This window comes from Chryseobacterium sp. (genome assembly GCF_045629545.1).
GTDB lineage: Bacteria > Bacteroidota > Bacteroidia > Flavobacteriales > Weeksellaceae > Chryseobacterium.
On record NZ_JAZQRK010000001.1, the window covers coordinates 47,996 to 69,762 of the forward strand.

At 32.7% G+C, this 21,767-nt stretch carries 17 protein-coding genes and 1 tRNA gene; 13 read left to right on the forward strand and 5 right to left on the reverse strand.

Annotated elements, in window-relative coordinates; genetic code table 11:
- Positions 1 to 3: 3 nt before the first annotated feature.
- Positions 4 to 795 carry a hypothetical protein gene (locus tag ACKI42_RS00255; RefSeq protein ID WP_407401237.1) on the reverse strand — a complete coding sequence of 264 codons (792 nt, stop codon included), beginning with the start codon at positions 793 to 795 and terminating at the stop codon, positions 4 to 6.
- A gap of 172 nt (positions 796 to 967) precedes the next feature.
- On the opposite strand from ACKI42_RS00255, the gene ACKI42_RS00260 reads away from it, so the two are divergent.
- Positions 968 to 2,329, forward strand: coding sequence for a DUF4403 family protein (locus tag ACKI42_RS00260; protein ID WP_407401239.1), 1,362 nt, complete (start codon positions 968 to 970; stop codon positions 2,327 to 2,329).
- 147 nt (positions 2,330 to 2,476) lie between these two features.
- Positions 2,477 to 2,547 (forward strand) — tRNA-Cys (locus ACKI42_RS00265).
- Positions 2,548 to 2,617: 70 nt separating this feature from the next.
- Here the strand turns inward: ACKI42_RS00265 and ACKI42_RS00270 are convergent.
- Genes ACKI42_RS00270 through ACKI42_RS00280 form a run of 3 tightly spaced genes read right to left on the reverse strand, consistent with a single transcriptional unit; the run spans position 2,618 to position 4,473 of the window.
- Positions 2,618 to 2,875, reverse strand: coding sequence for a hypothetical protein (locus ACKI42_RS00270; protein ID WP_407401241.1), 258 nt, complete (start codon positions 2,873 to 2,875; stop codon positions 2,618 to 2,620).
- Positions 2,876 to 2,935: 60 nt separating this feature from the next.
- Entirely contained in the window at positions 2,936 to 3,922 is a 987-nt protein-coding gene (locus ACKI42_RS00275) for an SDR family NAD(P)-dependent oxidoreductase (protein ID WP_407401243.1), read from the reverse strand.
- 35 nt (positions 3,923 to 3,957) lie between these two features.
- Positions 3,958 to 4,473: a pyridoxamine 5'-phosphate oxidase family protein gene (locus ACKI42_RS00280; RefSeq protein ID WP_407401245.1), complete on the reverse strand. Its 516-nt coding sequence runs from the start codon at positions 4,471 to 4,473 to the stop codon at positions 3,958 to 3,960.
- A 312-nt stretch (positions 4,474 to 4,785) separates the two neighbouring features.
- Here ACKI42_RS00280 and ACKI42_RS00285 point away from each other — a divergent pair, with 312 nt between their 5' ends.
- The 10 genes from ACKI42_RS00285 to ACKI42_RS00330 all read left to right on the forward strand — a co-directional run bounded on the left by ACKI42_RS00285 (position 4,786) and on the right by ACKI42_RS00330 (position 18,927).
- Positions 4,786 to 5,334 (forward strand): YMGG-like glycine zipper-containing protein, encoded by a 549-nt coding sequence (locus ACKI42_RS00285; RefSeq protein WP_407401247.1) that lies wholly within the window; start codon positions 4,786 to 4,788, stop codon positions 5,332 to 5,334.
- 62 nt (positions 5,335 to 5,396) lie between these two features.
- Positions 5,397 to 7,037, forward strand: a complete 1,641-nt coding sequence (locus ACKI42_RS00290; RefSeq protein ID WP_407401249.1) for an LIC_10190 family membrane protein — start codon at positions 5,397 to 5,399, stop codon at positions 7,035 to 7,037.
- 47 nt (positions 7,038 to 7,084) lie between these two features.
- Positions 7,085 to 8,155 carry a chorismate synthase gene (gene aroC, locus ACKI42_RS00295; RefSeq protein ID WP_407401251.1) on the forward strand — a complete coding sequence of 357 codons (1,071 nt, stop codon included), beginning with the start codon at positions 7,085 to 7,087 and terminating at the stop codon, positions 8,153 to 8,155.
- 54 nt (positions 8,156 to 8,209) lie between these two features.
- Positions 8,210 to 8,773, forward strand: a complete 564-nt coding sequence (locus tag ACKI42_RS00300; protein WP_407401253.1) for a thioredoxin family protein — start codon at positions 8,210 to 8,212, stop codon at positions 8,771 to 8,773.
- Complete coding sequence (locus ACKI42_RS00305) at positions 8,770 to 9,309, forward strand: TlpA family protein disulfide reductase (RefSeq protein ID WP_407401255.1); 540 nt, start codon at positions 8,770 to 8,772, stop codon at positions 9,307 to 9,309. The genes ACKI42_RS00300 and ACKI42_RS00305 overlap by 4 nt, the downstream gene beginning before the upstream one ends.
- Positions 9,310 to 9,397: 88 nt before the next feature.
- Entirely contained in the window at positions 9,398 to 9,745 is a 348-nt protein-coding gene (locus ACKI42_RS00310) for a YkvA family protein (RefSeq protein ID WP_407401257.1), read from the forward strand.
- Positions 9,746 to 9,859: 114 nt separating this feature from the next.
- Positions 9,860 to 11,218 (forward strand): orotidine-5'-phosphate decarboxylase, encoded by a 1,359-nt coding sequence (gene pyrF / locus ACKI42_RS00315; RefSeq protein WP_407401259.1) that lies wholly within the window; start codon positions 9,860 to 9,862, stop codon positions 11,216 to 11,218.
- A gap of 74 nt (positions 11,219 to 11,292) precedes the next feature.
- Entirely contained in the window at positions 11,293 to 14,112 is a 2,820-nt protein-coding gene (locus tag ACKI42_RS00320) for an aminopeptidase (protein WP_407401261.1), read from the forward strand.
- A 213-nt stretch (positions 14,113 to 14,325) separates the two neighbouring features.
- Entirely contained in the window at positions 14,326 to 17,511 is a 3,186-nt protein-coding gene (locus ACKI42_RS00325) for a hypothetical protein (protein WP_407401263.1), read from the forward strand.
- A 108-nt stretch (positions 17,512 to 17,619) separates the two neighbouring features.
- A complete protein-coding gene (locus ACKI42_RS00330) occupies positions 17,620 to 18,927 on the forward strand; it encodes a M48 family metalloprotease (RefSeq protein WP_407401265.1) in 1,308 nt (435 codons plus the stop codon).
- Between the two features lie 22 nt (positions 18,928 to 18,949).
- Here the strand turns inward: ACKI42_RS00330 and ACKI42_RS00335 are convergent, their stop codons facing one another.
- Positions 18,950 to 20,485 (reverse strand): hypothetical protein, encoded by a 1,536-nt coding sequence (locus ACKI42_RS00335; protein WP_407401267.1) that lies wholly within the window; start codon positions 20,483 to 20,485, stop codon positions 18,950 to 18,952.
- 242 nt (positions 20,486 to 20,727) lie between these two features.
- Here ACKI42_RS00335 and dusB point away from each other — a divergent pair, with 242 nt between their 5' ends.
- Complete coding sequence (gene dusB, locus ACKI42_RS00340) at positions 20,728 to 21,723, forward strand: tRNA dihydrouridine synthase DusB (protein WP_407401269.1); 996 nt, start codon at positions 20,728 to 20,730, stop codon at positions 21,721 to 21,723.
- Positions 21,724 to 21,767 lie beyond the last annotated feature (44 nt).

Consider the following 21,767-nt stretch of genomic DNA (forward strand, 5'->3'; position numbering starts at 1 on the left):
AATCTACAAGTTTTTTATAAGCATTACATCAACAACAGCTGGATACTTCCATCCTAAAATCATATGATCTGTACGCGTAATATTAAGCACAAATTCGCCAGAGTTTTCATCTATAGATTTTAATGTCGACTGCAAAACGGTTGGTAAATTAACATCATCAACTACGTAATTTTTATAATCTAATTTAGCTGCTAAAAATCGATATAGCGGAGTGAAAGGTATTTTTACTGGAGTGGTAAATACTGCATCAGAATACAATTTGTATTTTACAGTCATTACAGTACTTTTATTATTATTGGTAAGCTCGTTTTGGGGAAAAGCGACAGCATCGGTATAACTTACACCTCCATAAGTAATCGCTGATCTATTTTGTAAATTTAAATTACCAACAATAAACTCTGTAACTTCATATTTTACAAAGTAGTTTTTATCTATATATTGATTGGTACTAGAATCGTAAATAGCATATTTAAAAGTCCCTGCACTTCCAATAAAAGAAGCAGGAAATGGTGCTAAAGAGTTTGAATTTTTTAATAAAGCATAACTATGAGCTTCTGGAACAGCCACAGAAAAACTTACATTCTCTTTCCTAAATTCTAAGGGGATTTCTCTAAGGATATTATCATTTCCATATCCTAAAGGTCTATTAGTAGCTGGATTTCCAATAGGTAAGTTGGTAATTCTAACAGCTCCATTTACATCCAACGTTGCTGCAGGTGTTGTAGTATTAATCCCTACCTGAGCATAATTGAATACAAATCCGAGCAATGAAAAGATTGCGAATATACATTTCATTCTTGTACTTTTTGCTAAAATCTGCAATAATTAAGCCATATTAAGCCTAATAATTTAAATATACCTATAAATAGTGATAATTTTATTTTGTATTGATTTTTACTAAAATATCCTAAATTGCTTCACAAAATTTAAACATTGCCTATTTTTCCAAATACAATATATTATCCTGATGAAACAAAAAATAGCCATCATACTCCTACTTCTATTTTTATCAATAAAAGCTCAAAATAATAGTACTGAAGCTGTATATCCGAAGATAAAATCGAACATCACTTTGCCTATTACTATCCCTATTTCGGAGATTAGCAATATCATTAATGAATCTGTGAAGGATTTGATTTTTCAAGATGATTCATTTACAGATAATGACAATGATCAGTTTAAAGTAAAAGTTTGGAAAACCAAACCCATCCGTTTGGTAGGTGATTCTAACGGAAATATCTTCACCGAAGTTCCTCTGAAAATTTGGGCTCAGAAAGGAATTGGAACCTTAGGAATCTACAGTTATCAAGAAACAACTTTTGAAACCATAATGTATTTTAAGTCTGGAATTACCTTAAATAATAATTGGACAGTAAGTACTTTTACACAACCTATGGGTTTCAAATGGGTAAAAAAGCCTGTTCTGGATTTTGGAAAAATAAAAATTCCCATTACGGCATTATTAGAAAATAGCCTAAAAGATCAACAGTATAAATTTAGTAAGAATATTGATGGCCAAATAGCTACACAGCTCAATTTTCAGCAATATGCAGTTTTGGCTTGGAATAGTTTTAGTCAACCCTTTTCCATCTCCGAAGAATATGCTACGTGGTTGAAAGTAACCCCAATTTCTGTAAATGTAACTCCACTAAAAATATACGGAAACCAAATCAACACCAATATCGGAATAGATTTGTTTTCAGAAACCATTACTGGATCTAAACCGAATTCGTCGCCTATTACTAAATCTGTGATGAATTTCAACTTTGTACAATCACTTGCCAACGAATTTTTGCTTCAAACCACTGCAAACATTCCGTTTACTGAGGCTACGGCAATTGCCAGAAAAAGTTTTCTTAATAAAGAGTTTGATCTCAACAATTCTAAAGTAAAAATAACGGACATCAAAGTATATGATGAAAGTGAAAAAATAATGATAGAAGCAGATTTGGATGGTTATGTAAGGGGAAAAGTTTTTATTTCTGGAATTCCTGTTTATGATGAAATTCAAAAGAAAATTGTTTTATCTGATACCAAATTTAAACTAAAGACAATGAATATTCTTCAGAAAACAGCTTCTGTATTATTCAAATCGAAAATCGTAAAAACCATAGAAACTGAGTACGGAATACCTATTAGCGATCTGGAAGTTTTATCTAAAAAAAGCGCAGAAGATGCTTTCAATAAAGAATATTACAAAGGTTTGAAAATGTCTGGTAAAGTTATAAAACTTAAGCCAAGTCAAATATTATTAAATGCTTCTGGTATTACAGCGGTAATTGATATCAGTGCAAATTTAAATTTAACATTAAAAGATTTTTTAAACTAGAAACCCTACCTCAATGGTAATTGATTTTGAGATACATAGTGCTCAATAGGCTATGGAAACAGATTTGGAGTCTATAGGAAAGAAATAATTTTTGTAAAAACATTTGTATATTATAGAAATTTTCTTATATTTGCACCACATAAAAACGGTACTTTGGCCGAGTGGCTAGGCAGTGGTCTGCAACACCATCTACAGCGGTTCGAATCCGCTAGGTACCTCATCATTAAACCCCTATATTAACTTTAATTTAGGGGTTTTTGATTTTACTCTTAGGTTAATAATCATAATTTATAATATACTATTATTTTTACTGAGAGTTACATCATCTTTTTCGTGAGGAAAACAATTCCTTTCTTCGTTAATATGATAAGTAAAATTGGTACAAACAATTACATCATTAGAATCGAAATGTTTTACAATTCCATTTTTTTCTAAAGCAACTACCCAGCAAGAATTTTGGTGCATACCATAATCTATGATGAAAATTGTGTGTCCTTTCCCTAGTGGGGTGTCTACTAATATTGTAGGATTCAACTGGATAACCATAGCATTTAAATTTAATATTAAACAATAAATTTGTAGTTGCCTATTACTAGCAATTAATAATTATATACTACTTTTAGATTTCCCAAAAGTTTTTAACACAAGTAATCCAACGCCTACTATCAAAGCTGCAGAAATGATATTTTTTGTAGATTTTGATGGTACTGGCATACTTGTCTCACCGTAGATTTGAAGTGGATCTTGCGATGGCTTTAGGACATTTCCATCTGTAGGTTCTCCATCTTTTAACTTCATCATTACGCGCATGCTCGTTGATGTGGCATTTGTAATAAATTTTGGAAATAATGTATATACAGAGTTTAATAGAAAGGAGGTTTTATCCGGGAAATTATCTTTTTTAGGAGATTTGGCTAATTTCAATATTAAAGCTGCTGTATCTTTCGGATCCGCAGCAAAAGGTGGAACTTTAAAAGCCAATCCTGAATATTTTGCAGAATGAGAATTTCCTGTAGATTGTTGAACTTGTGGATATATGTTACAGATATGAATATTAGGAAAGTTTGAAACTTCCCCTTGTATCCCATTCATCATACCTCTTATTCCATGCTTTGTAGCAGTATATATAGCACTATAAGGTGCTGGCATATAACCTGCTATAGAAACATTATTAATGAGAATGCCTTTTTTTTGATTTTTAAAAATAGGTAAAACATAGTAAGCACCATGCATATATCCCATCAAATTGGTTTTTATAACTTGCTCACAAATAACCATTGGAATTTCTTCGAACTTTCCACTTGCCATTACCCCTGCATTATTAATCCAAACATCTATTTCCCCAAATTTCACAATTGCCTTATTGACTAGCATTTCTACATCTTCTGCCTTAGCCATATCTGTGGGGACTGCTAACACTTCGGCTCCCAATGCGATACATCTATCGGCAGCTTTCTCTAATCCTTCTGCTCCACGTGCAGCAATTACCAAATTATAGCCAGCAGTTGCAAATGCTTCTGCAGTTGCCAAACCTACGCCACTAGAAGCACCAGTAACAATCGCTGTTTTCACAGTTTCCCTATTATTCATCATTCATAATTTTTGAAGGGTTAGTAGTTTCTGATTTTTTATAGACTTAATTTGCCTTCTACACCACCGTCTTCAATAGAACTTCCAGTTACAGCTGCAAAGATCATTTTAGACATGGCAACAATTTTATTTTCCTTAGTTTCATAATAGTATCCATCGGTAGGTGTCACCTTTATCAAACTTACTTTAGGATCATCTTTTCCATCAAACCAGGCATTAGCAAAATTACTCCAATACTTTTCAATCAAAGTTTTATCTTGTGTAATAGAAGCTTTTCCTTTTACAAAAACATATTCATACTTAGAATTATTCATAAAATAGAGTTGTACTTCAGGATCAGAACCTATCTCTTTATTCTTATCACTCGTTACATCGCTTAGAAACCATAGATCTCCATTTTCGTCTACACTTTGTAGCGCCATAGGTCTACTTTTGGTATCAACCTTAATATGAGTACTAAAAAAACAAGTGCCAGCTGCTTCTGCAAGAGATTTTATTTTCTCAATAGCGGTATTACCATTTAAATTTTCTGTGGGAGATTGCGCATTTGCCATATTATTATTTTTATTTGGTTAAATAAAAATCTACAACAATTATGCCTAATATTCCATCATTACCTTATAAGATTTATATAAATAATAGAAAAAATCGTTTTGAACTCTAATAAAAATTCAAAATTTATCAGATTTTGTTCCTTCAATTTTTAATAAAATTTTAATATAACTGGAGATTTTATAGAAAATTACCCAAATAAAGATATTTCAATTGAAAAATTTTAACATTTCTTTAACTTACAATTGGCTTCATAATTGAAACCCTACTTAACACAAACTGAGAAGTTGATATTAATCTTAAAAATGTGAGTTATGAAAAATTTAATAATAGCGGGTTTTGTGGCAGTAATTACGCTGACGGCTTGTAAAAAAGATAATCAGGTTGCAGAAAAGTCTATAGAACAGCAAAAATTGGAGTTTCAAGCGAGACAATTAGATATTGAAAAACAAAAATTGGCTATAGAAAAGGAAAGATTCGCATATGAGACACAGAAGAGAACTGATAGCATCGCAGAGGTTGAAAAATCTAAAAAATTAGCGACTGCAGCATCTGCACCGCAAGTTATAAAAGAAACTAAAACAATTTATAAGAATAGTTCTTCTAATGCCAATAATAATAATGGTAGTTACGCTAGTACGGACAATGGCTCTTCAACTACCGGAACTACTACTGCCAAGAAAAAAGGTATGAGTAAAGCAGCAAAAGGTACAATAATCGGTACTGTTGGTGGTGCAGCAGCTGGAGCTGTTATCAGTAAGAAAAATAGAGGGCTTGGTGCTGTAATCGGTGGTGTTGTAGGTGGTGCTACAGGGTATACAATTGGTAGATCTGGCGACAGAAAAGACGGCAGAGTACAATAAGACAAGTAACAAATTTTATATATTTCAAGGAAAGATTGCTTATTTTTAGGCAATCTTTTTTTATGATTTCAATTCTACTTACCTTACTATTACTTCTTCCTTGTTTACTTGGATTGGGCAAATTGTTTTCCGTAATGATCAAAAAATCAATTTTTGATGGTATAGCTAATTTAGCATTAATGGGCATATTCAGTGTAAGTATCGTCTGGACTATCTTAGCATTTTTTGTTCCGCTCAATTTTTATGTTGAAATACCTACTCTCCTATTGGGTATTTTTTTCTTTGTAAAATATAAGATGTATTCACTTTTCACCAAATTTACACGGAAGGACCTTATCATCATAACTCTGATCACCTTTGCAATTCTCTATTGTGGGTCATTCCCACCCTATATTTTAGATCACTTTGGATATTATGTTCCCAGCATACAATGGCTCACGGAGTATGGTTTGGTAAAAGGAATTTCCAATTTGGATATTGTACTTGGACAGATGACTGTTTGGCATATTTTTCAAGCTGGATTTTCGAATTTCTCAGATCCATTTCTTAGGATTAATGTTTTATTACTACTCATTTATTTATTATATATCGTTGAAAAGAAAAATTGGATACAATTTTGTTTGCTCCCCATTCTATTCTTATTTTCTCAATCTCCAAGTCCAGATTTACCAGTCATCATATTTTCTTTAATTTTGCTAAACGAGATTTTAAAAGGCAATAAAAATGCAAGTTCTTTATTTGCATATTCGGTATTCGTTTTCATTATAAAGCCAACAATGATTTGGTTACCGATACTAAGTTTCTTATACTTTATTTTCATTATTAAAATGAAATTGAAAGGTCTAGTTTTCGGTATTTGTCTTTTGCTTTTATTTATTATTAAAAATATCTGGACCTTTGGATATCCAATATTTCCTGTTTCTATACTAGATCTTGGCGTTAGCTGGAAACCGAATTCAGAATTGATGAAATCTTCTTCGCAATTTGCCATCATGAAAACATACGATATGCAATACTCTCACGAGGAAATAATGCAATTTTCTGGGCTCGATTATATTAAAAATTGGCTTTTCTTGAGTGGTATTAAATCGGTTATCAATATTTTATTCGTGATCACATTATTGGCTTTCATGATTTTTACATTAATTAAAAAGAATAAAATCATCACCTTTATATATATTTCCATCATTATAAAAAGTCTTTTAGTACTCTCGTTCTCGGCGCAATACCGATTTTTCATTGATGTATTTTTTGTGGCATTTTTCGTGATGATGTATCCTTTTTTTACGAGGAAAAGATCTCTGTATTTCTTTACTGTTTTTTCTTTTGTAGTCATTAGTTACATCACCTTGCCAATGCTTGTAGGTCAATATGTTTCTAGCTACAGGATGTCTGCATTCATGGGGAAATTTACTTTTAAACAAATGTATAAACCTACAAGCTATACTTATAATAAATACAAAACTTATCGTGTAGGTAATCTCACATTTCATGTTTCAGATCACTATTCATTTAATTTTGATACGCCTACTCCAGCCATTTCAGATAGTTTTATTTTAGATTATCAAGCAGCAGGAATTTTCCCCCAACTTATTGATGAAAAAGATATCCGTAAAGGTTTCGTTTGGAAAAAAATGAATAAACAGGAAGTTCTAGAAGTAGAAAAAATCATAACCAAAATAAAAGAATCTTATAAAGAGTAAACTCGCAAAGTGTTTATTATTTGGATAAAAAAAGGTAATTTTGTAATATGCTCAATACCTTAGGAAATCTACTCAGTCTCACCACATTCGGCGAAAGCCATGGTTTGGCCTACGGAGGAATTATCAATAATTTCCCTGCAGGTTTGTATATCGATTTAGAAAAAATACAATTAGAGTTAGACCGTAGAAAACCCGGTCAGTCTGCTATTGTTACGCAAAGAAAAGAATCTGATATTGTAAAATTTTTATCAGGGATTTTTGATGGAAAGACTACGGGTACTCCTATTGGTTTCATCATTGAAAATGAAAACCAAAAATTCAAAGATTACGATCACATAGCACAGTCTTATCGTCCTAGTCATGCAGATTTCACTTATGATAAAAAATTTGGTATTAGAGATTATCGCGGAGGCGGAAAATCTTCGGCTAGAGAAACCATCAATTGGGTGGTTGCAGGCGCTCTTGCCAAACAACTTTTGCCAAATATAGAGTTCCATGCTTATGTATCTTCTGTGGGTGAAATCTTCTGTGAAAAACCATATCAGGTTTTAGATTTTTCCAAAATAGAAAGCAATATTGTACGTTGTCCAGATGCCGAAACCGCAGATAGGATGATTGCTAAAATTAAGGAAATAAAAAAACAAGGAAATACGATTGGAGGAACAATTACCTGCGTGATAAAAAATGTTCCTACAGGTATTGGCGAACCCGTATTTTCTAAACTACAAGCAGAATTAGCTAAGGCAATGCTCAACATCAATGCCTGTAAAGGTTTTGAATATGGCAGTGGATTTTGCGGAGCAAAAATGACGGGTAGCGAACATAATGACGAATTTAATACAGATTTTTCTACCAAGACCAACCTTTCGGGTGGTATTCAAGGTGGAATTTCTAACGGTATGGACATTTATTTCAGGGTAGCTTTTAAACCTGTAGCAACCATTATAAGACCTCAAAATTCTATAGATAAGGAAGGGAATCCTGTTAATGTAGAAGGAAAAGGCAGGCATGATCCTTGTGTGGTTCCTAGAGCTGTACCTATAGTAGAAAGCCTTGCAGCCTTTGTCCTTGCAGATTTATTTTTAATTGATAAAACGAGAAATATTGCTCAATTGTAAATTGAAAATAATAATTGCCTAAAAATAATAATTTAAATAATATAAAAATTTAACATGAAAAAATACTGGGACCATGCAATCGATTTTGATGATTATCTACAGATTGCCCATCAAAGATTAAATAACCCACAAACAGAAAAGGACGTAGAGTTCAAACCTTATTATGAACTTGGAATTCATAGAATGGATAGAACGCTAAAGAAATTTGAAGCAGATGAAGAGCAAATAAAAAACTTGGTCTCCAAAAATTTCAAGGGTAAGATTCTGATTATATCTGAAGCTTGGTGCGGTGACGCAAGTGCTTCTGTTCCTGCGATTGTAGAGTTTTTCAAAGGTCAAAATGAGGTGAAAATATTTTTAAGAGACAGTGACTCTTCCTTAATAGATCAGTATCTAACGAACGGAACTCAATCTATTCCGAAGGTTTTAATTTTAAATGAAAATTTTGAAGTTATTAATGCTTGGGGCCCAAGACCTAAACATGGCCATGAACTATTATTAAAATATAAAGCAGATCCTGAGCATTATACCAAAGATCAATTCTATAATGATCTTCAAGTTTATTATTCAAGAAATAGAGGAAAAGATACTATCCAAGAAATTGTAGAACTGCTATGAAAAGGAATATAATATACGTTGTAGTTTTAGCGATTGTAGCTGCTGTATTTCTGATTCCGGGATTAAAGGACACTTTGAAAGAACAATTTTTACCCGTTGCTACTATAGAAAATGCTGTCCATATTGCACCAGAAGATTATGATGTAGACCTGAAAGGCATTAATGTGCCTAGTACCAATTTGAAAAACTTCAAAGACAAAATAGTTTTTCTCAATTTTTGGGGAACTTGGTGTCCTCCTTGCATCAAAGAATGGCCATCTATCCAAAACCTGTATGATAGTAAGAAAGATAAGATAGACTTCGTACTGATCGCCATGAAAGATGAAGAGGAAAAGGTGAGAAATTTTTTAAAAGAAAATAACTACAATGTACCAGTGTATATTGCACAAAGTCCTATTTCTGAAAAAATTCTACCAAAAGCATTTCCTACGACATTTCTTTTAGATAAAGAAGGTAGAATTTTGCTAAAAGAAGATGCATACAAAGATTGGAATTCTGAGTCATCACTTCAATTTATAAATACAATTGTTAAATAATTTTTTTTAACTTAATTTAATATTTATTGGTACACAATTTGTGAATTTCAATGTGTTATAAAATTATTTTTTATGACCCAACGCAAAAATGAAATATTCAAAACTAAGTCTTGCCAAGCAAGCAATAAGTCATAAAGGATTTGTAAAAAAAATTCCAGATATATTCAGGATGGTAAAAATGTGGAAATCTGGATCTTATATTACCAATTCTATTGATATAATTTTACCATTATTGGGACTCATTTATGTAATTTCTCCTATTGATTTGTTACCAGATTTTGCACTTCCTATACTGGGTGTTTTAGATGACTTTGCTGTTTTATCTATTACTATTCCAAAACTTATAAAAGAAGTTGACAAATTTCTACTATGGGAAGCAGAAGTGAAATACAGCGATGAACCTCCAAAAATAATAGATGCTAAAATTGTAAAATAAATAGCGAAATAAAAGTAATGAGCCATTCTTATAAATTTAGGAATGGCTTTTTTTGTGTTTAAACTTTCAAGCATAATTTCAAATTGTTAAATTTGCGTTATCTAATAAAAAATAATGGAAAGTAAAAAAGAATTCTTTTTAGAATGCTACAAGCTAGGTATCATTAAATTCGGAAGATTCACCTTGAAAAGTGGGATAGAGAGTCCGTTCTATGTAGACCTTAGACCGCTAGCATCGGATCCTAAAATATTAAAAAATTTGGCTAATTACCTGCTGGAAATGCTTCCTTTAGATAATTTCGATTTGATTTGTGGAGTTCCTTACGCTGCACTTCCTATGGCAACATCTATGTCTTTGGAAAGCTACATTCCATTAATTATAAAAAGAAAAGAAGCTAAAGAGTATGGAACCAAAAAAATGATTGAAGGAATTTACCAAAAAGGACAAAATTGTCTATTGGTAGAAGACGTTATCACATCTGGAAAATCTTTGGTAGAAACCATTGCTGAAGTAGAACAAGAGGATCTAAAAGTATCTGATATCGTAGTGGTGCTTGATAGAGAGCAAGGTGGAAAGCAATTGCTAGAAAGTAAAGGTTTCAACGTACATACTCTATTTAATATCTCTGAGGTTTGTGACATTCTACAAGAAACTGGAGATTTATCAGACGATGAAGTTAATAGAATTCAGGATTTCCTACAAGGAAACCACGTTCAGTTTGAAGAAAAAGTAAAATCAACTTACGAAACAAAGCTAGAATTACTAAATCATTCAGTTTCCATAAAATTATTGGAAACAGCTATCTCAAAAAAATCCAACCTTATTGCTTCGGCTGATGTTACTACAACGGAAGAACTATTGGCTTTGGCTGAAAAAGTGGGTCCCCATATTATTGCCCTAAAAACTCACATCGATATCATATCCGATTTTGAATATACTAAAACAATAGTTCCTCTAAAAGCATTGGCTGCAAAACATCAGTTCTTATTGATGGAAGACCGTAAGTTTGCTGACATCGGAAACACACAAGAACTACAATTTACCAGTGGAGTTTTCAAAATTACAGATTGGGCAGATTTTGTTACCTCTCAAGTTATTGGTGGTTATGATTCTCTTAATTGTTTTAAAAATGTAGGCGTAGTAGCGATTGTTGGGATGTCTTCTAAAGGTACACTTACAAGCAATAACTACAGAGAAGAAGCTCTGAAAGTTGCACTTTCTCATCCAAATGTGATTGGTGCGGTTTCTCAAAATACAATTCCAGAAGAAATTTTATTATTCACACCAGGAGTTAATTTGGCTGATTCTGGAGACGGAAAAGGCCAGCAGTACAATACGCCAGAACATGTATTTTCTAAGTTACATACAGATTTCATCATTGTTGGAAGAGGTATCTACCAATCAGAAAATCCAGAGCTAGCTGCCATTGAATATAAAAATGCAGGCTGGGATGCGTATTTAAAATCTTTATAAAAATTTCTTGATCGAGTAAAATATCTACTATAATTTATTTAAAAATAGTTTATATTTGATGCTTTATCACTATTTTGAAGAAGTTAAGTTTTTGTTTTATACTATTTTGTGGAGCAGCCATAGTTTCTGCACAGAAAGACAGCATCTCAATTGAGGCACGATTTTCTACGGACCAAAAATCAGTAGAAATAAACCAAACAATCACTTATTACAATCTTTCTGACAAAGATCTTACGCGTATAAAATTGCTCAACTGGACAGCCGCTTACCAAAATAAAGGGACTGCATTAGTGATGCGCAAATTGGAAGACCGAAATAATAGCCTTCATTTTTCCACAGAGAAAGAAGGCGGAAAGATTGCTGATCTTACCGTAAAAAGTGCTGAAAGAAAGCTGGTAACTACCAATCTTCTTACAGACGAAAATCTTTTTTATGATCTGGATCAGCCCTTAAAGGTGGGTGATAGTATACGGCTACAACTTCATTATTGGGTAAACTTACCTCCAAAAAAATATACTGGCTATGGTGTTTCAGAGGAAAATATAGCCTTAAAATATTTCTTTATTGTTCCGGATCATTTTGATCCGGACAATATTTCTAAAAGAAGTTATCTAGATATGGAAGAATCTGTAAATTTCAATACCCATTGGAATGTACAAATAAATCTTCCGAATAATACTTTTGCAGAAAGTAATCTAGAAAAAATTTCGGACAATACTTTTGTTGGAGATTTGGACACAGATCCCGAATTTATTATTTCCAAACAAAAATTCCACTCCACTTCCATTTATACAGATGATATGGAAACCAATATCAAATTTGGTTATGCTTTATCAGCATCAGAAATTCAGAATCTTGAGTTTTTCCTTCCATTGCATTTAAATTTTATTAAAGAAAAGCTTGGCTTTGTTCCGAAAGAAATTTTTATCTCTGAAAAATTTAGAAAGAAAGAAGATTTTTTCGGGAATAATGATATTAAATTATGGAAATATCAATTCAAACTTTTCTCTGATGCCGAGCAAATAGATTTAGACTATTTTGGAATCATTGCAAAGAAAATTTTGGATGATGCGGTAATTGCTGATAAATCTGATGATCATTGGTTTAAAAACGGAATAAAAACCTATCTAGAAATACAATACCTACAAAAGTTTTATAAAGACACCAATCTCTTAGGTAAATTGCCAGAAACTAAAGTCTTAGGTATAAAACCATTAAAATTATTTCATGCTTCAAAAGTAAAATTAATTGATCGTTATGGATTAGCGTATCAATATATAATGTCGCAAAATCTAGATCAGAAGATAGATGAACCGTTCTCAGCGCTCAGCAATTTCAATGATATGGCGATAAGTCAATTTGAAATGGGAACGTTGTTCAAATTTTCTGCGGATAAAATGGGTGACAAAAATTTTGATTCTTTGCTAAAAGATTATATTTCAAACAATGTACATCAACCTATAAATCCTGAGGAATTTTTGAGTAAAATTGCTGAAAAAGAAAGTTCATTGGCTTATCTTTCAGAGTATATTCAACATAAAAATAGAATTAATTTTAATATTAAAAATTTTCGTAAAAAAGAAGATTCATTAGAAATAAAAATAGCGAAGAATACTATTCATGCCATACCAGTAAAGGTAGAAACAGAAACCAAAAGTGGAGAAAAAACTTCTTTCTGGGTAGACACCAAAGAAAACGAAAGGATAAAAACTATTTCCGTTCCTTCTGATGAGGTCTATAAAATTACTTTGAATGATGATTATTCTTTCCCAGAAAATAATTTTAGAGATAATTACATCTACACGCACGGATTTTTTTCTCATGCTAAAAAGATTAAACTTAAATTTATAAAGGACATTCCCAACCCTGAATACAACGAAATTTATCTGAATCCTAGAATTAAATTTTCAAATACGTATGATAAATTTTTGATTGGTATTAATTTTAAAAATCAATCTTTATTCGATCAGAAGTTTTTGTATTCCATCACGCCATCTTTTAGTACAGGAACAGGAAAGCTGACGGGTTCTGGAGCGGTCTCCTACTCTTTTTTGCCTGCTGAAAGTATTTTCCGAAGCATCACCTTCGGAGTTTCTGGTTCTTACTTCCATTACAATTACGATTTGGCGTATAGAAAAGGATCACTATATACCACATTCAATTTCAGAAAAAACCCTAGAAGTACGGTAAGCAGAGGAATTAGCGCTTCTTATAATTATTTTGAAAGAGATCTGAGTGATACAATGATCGCCAATAAAGATTATGACAAATATAATCTTTGGTCACTAGGTTATGGTTTTACGGATAATCAAATGATCCACGAAAAAAGTTTTAGCATCAGTACACAAGGTATGGAAGATTTTAACAAAATAAATGCTGAAGCCTTCTATAGATGGGAATTTGCTCCGAAACAAAAACTGAGCATCAGGCTTTTTGCTGGCTATTTTCTACGAAATGATACCCGAAATAATACGTTCGATTACGGGATTTCTAGAGTATCCAACTACTCCTTTTCTTATAATCTTCTGGGAGAAAGTGCTAATAGTGGAATATTATCACAACAATTTTTGTTGGCTGATGGAGGATTCAAATCCTTTTTGCCAGGAACTGTAAATCATTGGCTTACCTCTCTAAATGTTGATACCAGCGTTTGGAAAATATTTCATCTCTATGCAGATGCTGGATTCTACAAAAATAAAAACAACCCAACAGAATTTATTTGGGACAGTGGCGTAAAGGTAAGATTGATACCTGATTTTCTGGAAATTTACCTTCCTGTACAATCTTCTCTAGGCTTCGAACCAGGTTTTAAAGACTACGGAAAGCGCATTAGATATACCTTAATTCTAAATTTAAGTACCATCATCAACGCGGCTAGACGTGGTTGGTATTAATACATCAATTCATCAAAAGACTTTGTGGATATTTTCGATATTAATTTCATATTACTGAAATTTCAATTTTATCATTTTCAAATACTATCTTCCTTCTGATTCTCAGGTTTAAAAAGAGGACTGTTCATATATTTTAATTATTTTTACCAATTATTGTATAGGACGTTGCGGATTTCATTTTTTACATTTTTGTTTTTACTATTGAGCTTACAAATGAGTAATGCACAAATCTTCTCATGGAAAAACCCCAACCTTCCAAAAGACAGCCTCAAAAAAGATAGTGTGCTCGCCTCAAGATTAGAGAGAGATATTTTTGCCAAAGACACGATGGATTTTGTAAAAACCAGCAATCGTATTATTGTAGATGAAGCTGTTTTGGCAAAAAATGACAGTAAACGTTTTTTGGGTGAACTGAATTCTAAAGGTTCCATTATCCGTGGAATTACGTTTGGTAACAACCAAGGACAATCTGTACAAAGTTCTATGGACCTTCAGATTTCTGGTAAGCTTTCTAAAGATGTAACAATATTGGCAAGTATCTCAGATCACAATTTGCCGATACAAGCAGATGGATATACACAAACTCTAGAAGAGTTTGATAAAATCTATATGCAACTGAACATCAAAGACAAATCGATATTGAGAGCTGGACATCTAGATTTGTTGGATGATAAAAACTACTTTGCCAAATACCAAAGGCGAAGTATGGGACTTCAATTTCAGACACAATTTGGTACAGACAACAAAACTTCTGTAGACGTATCGATGGGTGTTGCACGAAGTGAATTTCATAGAATTCGTTTCCAAGGAGCTGAAGGTAACCAAGGTCCTTATCGTCTTACCGGTAAAAATGGCGAACAATTCATTACACTGATTTCAGGTTCTGAGCAAGTTTTCATTGATGGTATTTTGATGAAACGTGGAGAAAACCAAGACTACGTAATCAACTACAATACTGGGGAAGTTACTTTTACCAGTTTTAGACCTATTTTCCAACAAAATTATATTACCATTTCTTTTAATTATACCAATAGGAATTATTCTCGTTATCTCTTTACAGGAAAGCTAGAACACAAAAGAGAAAAACTAAAATTGGGTCTGAATTGGTTTATGGAAAATGATAATAAAAATGCTCCTTTAGCTTTAAATTTATCCAAAGAAGACGAACAAATATTAGCAGAAGCAGGTAACGATACCAACTTGATGTATGCACCTTCTGGCGTGGTAACAGAATACGATGTCAACAAAATCTTGTACAGCATCGTTGCAGATCCTGCTGGTAATTATTATCAGTTTTCTACAGATCCTACCCAAACTTTGTATACAGTATCCTTTACTTATTTTGGAGCGAATTTAGGAGATTATAAACTGACGCAAACTACTAACAATGGTAGAGTTTTCGAGTATGTAGGTCCGAATATGGGAGATTATAGAGCCGTGAGAAAACTACCTTCACCACAAAAAGCGCAAGTGTACAGCTTTACTTCAGAATATCTATTAAAAGAGGGGAAAATAGGAGCAGATATCTCTCTGAGTAATTATGATCTCAATTTGTTTTCTTCCAAAGATTCGGATCAGAATATTGGCTATGCTGCTAGAATTTTTGGGAACAAAACCTTCACAAAAAACAATTGGAAAGGAACACCAAGTTTTGAATATCAATATATTGATAGACAGTTTCACATCTTAGATCGCATCAATGATGTAGAATTTTCTAGAGACTTTAACTTAGCACAAGAATTCAGCGGAAGGACGCAAAACCGATTTATTTTTAGTTTTTTAAACAAATGGAACAATAAATCACTCCTCAACTATCGCATCAATTATCTAGAAGAACAAGACGCATACAAAGGGATGAAAAACGAATTGGATTTCGGTTGGATAAAAGGGAAATTTAATACAAAAGGTAACTTATCTTACCTGAATACTAATGCAACGCTGCAAGACACTAAGTTTATCCGTGGAGGCGCTACTAGCGAGTATACAGGCAAAAAAGGGAGTTGGGCTGTGGGAGGAAGTATGGAGCACAATGAGAAAAAGTACAATGATACTCAGCTCATGGATGTTACAAGTTTTAGCTGGAGAGAACTCTTCGTTCAGAAAAAAATTGGCGATAGTTCTAGAGTGAAACTTTTATCTAAAATGTACGTGAGAGATAATGATTCTGTACGTGATAATAGATTGCAAAGCATGAATAGAATTTTAGGATTTATGGCAGAAAGTCAGTTGATTAAAAATGAAAAAACTTCCCTAAATGCGTTAATTCATTACAGAAAATTCTTGTACAAAACGGATGATATTAGTACCCTACAAAATAAAGATTTCGTAGTGGGAAATATCTTATACAACCAACAGCTTTTTAAAAACGGAATGCGCTTGCAAGCTTTCTATGAGCTAGGAAACGGACAAGAAGCACAAAGAGAATTCCAGTACATTAAAGTAACCGATGGACAAGGAATATACAAATGGACCGACTATAATGGTGATGGCGTACAGCAATTGGACGAGTTTGAGATTGCAGAATATTCGGATTTGGCACAATATATCAGGATCTACACGAACTCTGTGAGATATATCCCATCCAACAAAAACAAGTTACAGTTGGCTTTATTTGTAAATCCTTCTGTGGTTTTCAATTCTGAAAATAAGTTTTTGAAACGTTGGAATTTTAATGTTTCACTAAATTCTCAAAACTCCTACTATAAAAAAGAAAAAGTTTTGGTACTCAATCCTTTTCAGAAAAGTGATGATCAGATTTTGAAAAATCAAAATATACTTACATCCGTACAGTTTAATCCAACGGAGAAGTCTGGATGGAACGGAAATTACCGTTTCATTGCCAATGATAATCTCATCAATGCCAATTTTAGTAATGAAGAAAGAAAACAGAAGTCACATTTTGTGAATTTGGGCTACTTGTTTAATAAAGAATTCAGGATAGATTGGGAAAACTCTAAGCATGATCTAGAAAACTCCTCACAGTTATTCGCTACGAGAGATTATGTACTTAGCAATTTTGAAACTAAGCCAAAGGCAACTTATAAATTTACAGATGCCGTGCAAGCTGAGTTCTCATCGGCCTATCGCGAGAAGAAACGTGTAGATGGAGAAGAACTTTTAAAGGCATTTGATATCACAGGATCTGTACAATGGGAACGCAAGAAAACTTCTATTAGAGCCAATTTCTCGTTTATTAATAACGATTTTTCGGGGAATAATTTTAGTATCGTAGGAAACCAAATGTTAGATGGTTTGAAGCCCGGAAAAAACCAAGTTTGGAGTGTTTTTATACAACAAGCAATTAATTCTTTTCTACAATTTAATTTTAATTATGAAGGAAGAAATTCTGGCGAAAGGACCATCCATATAGGAAGTATGCAAGTGAAAGCGAGTTTCTAAAAAATTTTTTTGCGAAAAAAATTTAAAATATATTATCTTTTCCTGCGCTTCCGCTAAAGATTTATGTAATAAAAAATCACCTTTTAAAAACACAAAAAAAATATAATCATGAAGAAAATCTATTATCTATTTTTCCTCCTTATCACGCACTTTGCACTTGCCCAAACTTACAAACCTATGGACACCGCAGACTACAGAGAAAGAAAAATATTTTTGCAAAATTACAACATCAATAATGATGCTTTTTCAAAAAACATAAAATCTCATTACGAGGGAGAACTAAGCAGACATCTCAATAGGAATTATGATGTTTTTCAAAAAGAATTTAGAAAAAAAGTACAAAGCAAAGATTTTCATCACAAGTCACAATTTAATTCTTATATCCAGACCCTTATCACAAAGCTTAATGAAAAAAACGCAAGCATACCTGCAAAATTGATAGTTTTGATAGAGAAAGATAACACTCCAAATGCAGCATCTGTAGGTGATGGCACTTTGATTGTGAATATGGGCTTATTCAATTGGTTGGGTAATGAAGATCAAATGCTTGCCGTCTTGAGCCACGAAATCGCACATCAAATACTTATGCATTCTTTGAAATATCAGACTAAAAAATTTGAGGCTACAAAAAGTTCTAAATCTCAAGTTTCTGAGATTAATAGATTTGCCACTGATGCACCAGAAAAAGCTTTAAAATTATTCAAAAATATCGTTTATAATAATAGTGAGGAGCGTAGAAAAAATGAAAAGCAAGCAGATTCTCTAGGATATATACTCTTTAAAAATGCTAGTAATTTTCCGTTTGAATACCAAAATGCACTGAAAAATCTGCAACTTTTTGATACCCTATCACCAAAGATAGTAGATAAAAGTTTTTACGAAAAAACATTCAATCTTCCCAATGCACCATTTAAAGAAAACTGGATGAAAATGGAAGATTTCTCCAACTACAATTATACTCATTACAACGAAAGATATAATAAGGATTCTCTTTCTACGCATCCAGAAATGGAAATAAGGATTGCAAGACTAGCCGAACTAAATCCCGAACTCAGGATCAATAAACCTGCAACAAAAAGTGAAAATACAGTGTTTACCCATCTAAAAGAAGTTGCGCGTTGGGAAGTTGCTCCTAATTATTTTTACGCTGAAGAGTATGGTTTGGGCATTTATTCTCTCTTACAAGAGAAAAGTAATGAGAGCCTGAAGGATCAAAACTATTTTGACACATGGCTAGGTAAATATTTTGATAAAATATATTGGGCAAGAAAAGAATATAAACTCAATCGATATTTGGAGCGTCTTGAGCCACAAAAACAAGATAAAAGTTATCAGCAATTCCTAAGTTTCATGTGGAATTTGAGTTTAGAAGACATCAAGAATATTGCGGAGTACTACCAAAAGAAAAGTTCCTAATTTGTATTAGGAACTTTTTAATTTAGAAGTTGAGCCTTTCTAGTCTGATGTTGTTGAATTTTTCTTTTTTGTTGTATTCTCGCAGTAATATATATCCTTCTTTCCCTATATACGGACTTACATAAAAGTCGTCTTTTGCAGAGATGGGTACAATTTCTTGCTTAAATTTTCCATCGATTAGGGTATTGATAAAAAGGTTCCATTTTTTCTCTCCTGCTCCTTCTTCTTTTTGGTAATCTCTATAAAAGAAAACTACATCTTTACCCTGATTAATATATTGTGAAAACAAGTAATCCGAATTGGACCATTTGGATTTTTCCTTCTCGAAAATTTTCACAGACGGGTTGAAATTTTTGTCGGTGTAGATATACACCATATCTGTAGTTTTGGGAGCGTTATACTGCCCTTCTGCTTTGTATTTTTCTAATAATATACCTACACTTCCATCTTGAAGAAAGAAAAAATCCCGCGGATCCAAAAAGTATCCTGCTTCCACCGTACCATAATTTCCTAACTTGGGAATTTGAGATTTTAGACTTTCATATGTGATTTCTTTGGTATCTATCTCAAAATTATTTTTATTGATGACTAATCTTGCAAAACCAGTATATTTATTGTTATCGTCTATATTTCTACCTACCAACACAATTTTATCATTCAGCGTCTTAGAATTATCGAGTGTACCGAAACTAAATGTTTTCACAGAATTAATCTTGTCTAGCGTATTTTTCGGCAGTCCGGAAATTGGTTTTTTCACGATTTCCTTTCCTGTTTTCATATCCAAAACCAAGAGTTGAAAGTTTTTTTCTTTACCTGCATTATTTTGAAGGATGCAATAAACCTTATCGTCATCTTTTTCTATAAGAGTAAGGCTTTCGTTATTTTTTTTGTCGCCACTTGTATTATATCTGTACTTCCAATTCTCTTTCTTGTCATCATCAAATTTTATAAGAGAATTATTATTACTATAAGATTTATAATCTCGGTATTCTAGTGCCAAATATCCACCTTGCTTTATCTCATATACCAAAGATTCGTACATATATCCTTTACTCTTCCTTTCTATTTTGTCTTCTTTGTATTGGGCTAATATATTCTTTGGTTGATCTAGTTTTGTGAATTTTCCATCCTCCTCATATTCAAAATAATCCTTATTTTTGATAGAATTATCTTGCAAAGAAATAATCTTGGTTCTGGGGATTACTATATCTTTTAGTTTGAATATATTCAGTTGGGTACGATCCAACTTCGGACTTAGAACAATATTTTCTCTAAAATCCATAAAAGCAGAATATCCACCCGCAAATTTATCACCTTCGAAATCTTTGTTGGCAATAGGATTAAGATTTTTATCTAAAATTACATATTCAAATTTTTTGGCAGTATCGCTTGTTTTGCCGTAATTGTAAATACCAACATAGCCAAAAAGATTTTCTTTTTGATCATAGATAGCATTGAAGTTTACCATCTCCCCATTCGCCAATTTAGCAAGGTTTTGACTCTGAGAAAATGCCAATGAAGAGGCAAGAATGAATGTAGAATATAAAATTTTTTTCATATAAAAATTTGGATTAGATTGTAGAATGTTAAAGTATAAAATGTTTTGATATAATTTTAAAAAAAGTTCATATATCTGTATTTTTTCTTTTATCTTAATGATATCACTCTGAATATTGAATAATAATCAAATCAGATAGCGAACAGAAGTGAATTTAATATAAGACAAAAAGTTTCCTGTTTCAATAAAATAGAGGAAAAAATTTAATTTTCAGAAAATTATAGAATACGTATCTTTGCACCATGATAAAAATAGGCAATATAGAACTGCCGGAATTTCCGCTTTTATTGGCTCCCATGGAAGATGTGAGCGATCCACCTTACAGACGTTTGTGCAAACTACATGGCGCAGATTTGATGTATTCAGAGTTTATTTCTTCTGAAGGACTCATCCGTGATGCCATGAAAAGCCGAAAGAAATTAGATATTTTCGATTACGAAAGACCTGTAGGTATACAAATTTTTGGTGGTGATGAAGAGGCTATGGCAATGTCTGCAAGAATTGTAGAAACAGTAAATCCAGATTTAGTAGATATCAACTTTGGCTGTCCTGTAAAAAAAGTAGTCTGTAAAGGCGCTGGTGCAGGTGTACTGAAAGACGTAGATATGATGGTACGTCTTACCAAAGCCGTAGTAAGCTCTACTTCTCTTCCTGTAACGGTGAAAACTCGTTTGGGTTGGGATAGTAATAGCATCAATATAGATGAAGTAGCAGAAAGACTACAAGAAACTGGCATCAAAGCATTAACGATCCATGCGAGAACACGTGGACAAATGTACAAGGGAGAAGCCGATTGGGAACATATTTCTAGAATAAAACAAAATCCTAATATTGAAATTCCTATTTTTGGAAACGGAGACATAGATTCTCCACAGAAAGCCTTAGAATATAAAAACAAATACGCCTGCGATGGTATTATGGTTGGTCGTGCGGCTATTGGCTATCCTTGGATCTTTAATGAAATAAAACATTTTTTTGAAACAGGGGAAACACTTGCGCCGCCTACAATTGGTGATAGATTGTTAGCGGTACGTCAACACGCCGAGTGGAGCGCCGAATGGAAGGGTGAGAAATTGGGTCTGATAGAGATGAGACAACATTACGGAAATTACTTCCGTGGAGTACCTCATTTCAAAGATTTTAGAAGAAAATTTTTATCTGTGTATACCATAGAAGAGATGGATGTAGTAATCAAAGAAACACAAGAATTCTACGAAAACTATCAAGAACAAGATTAAAAAGAAGCGCCATCAACAAAGTTGATGGCGCTTCTTTTTGGTTG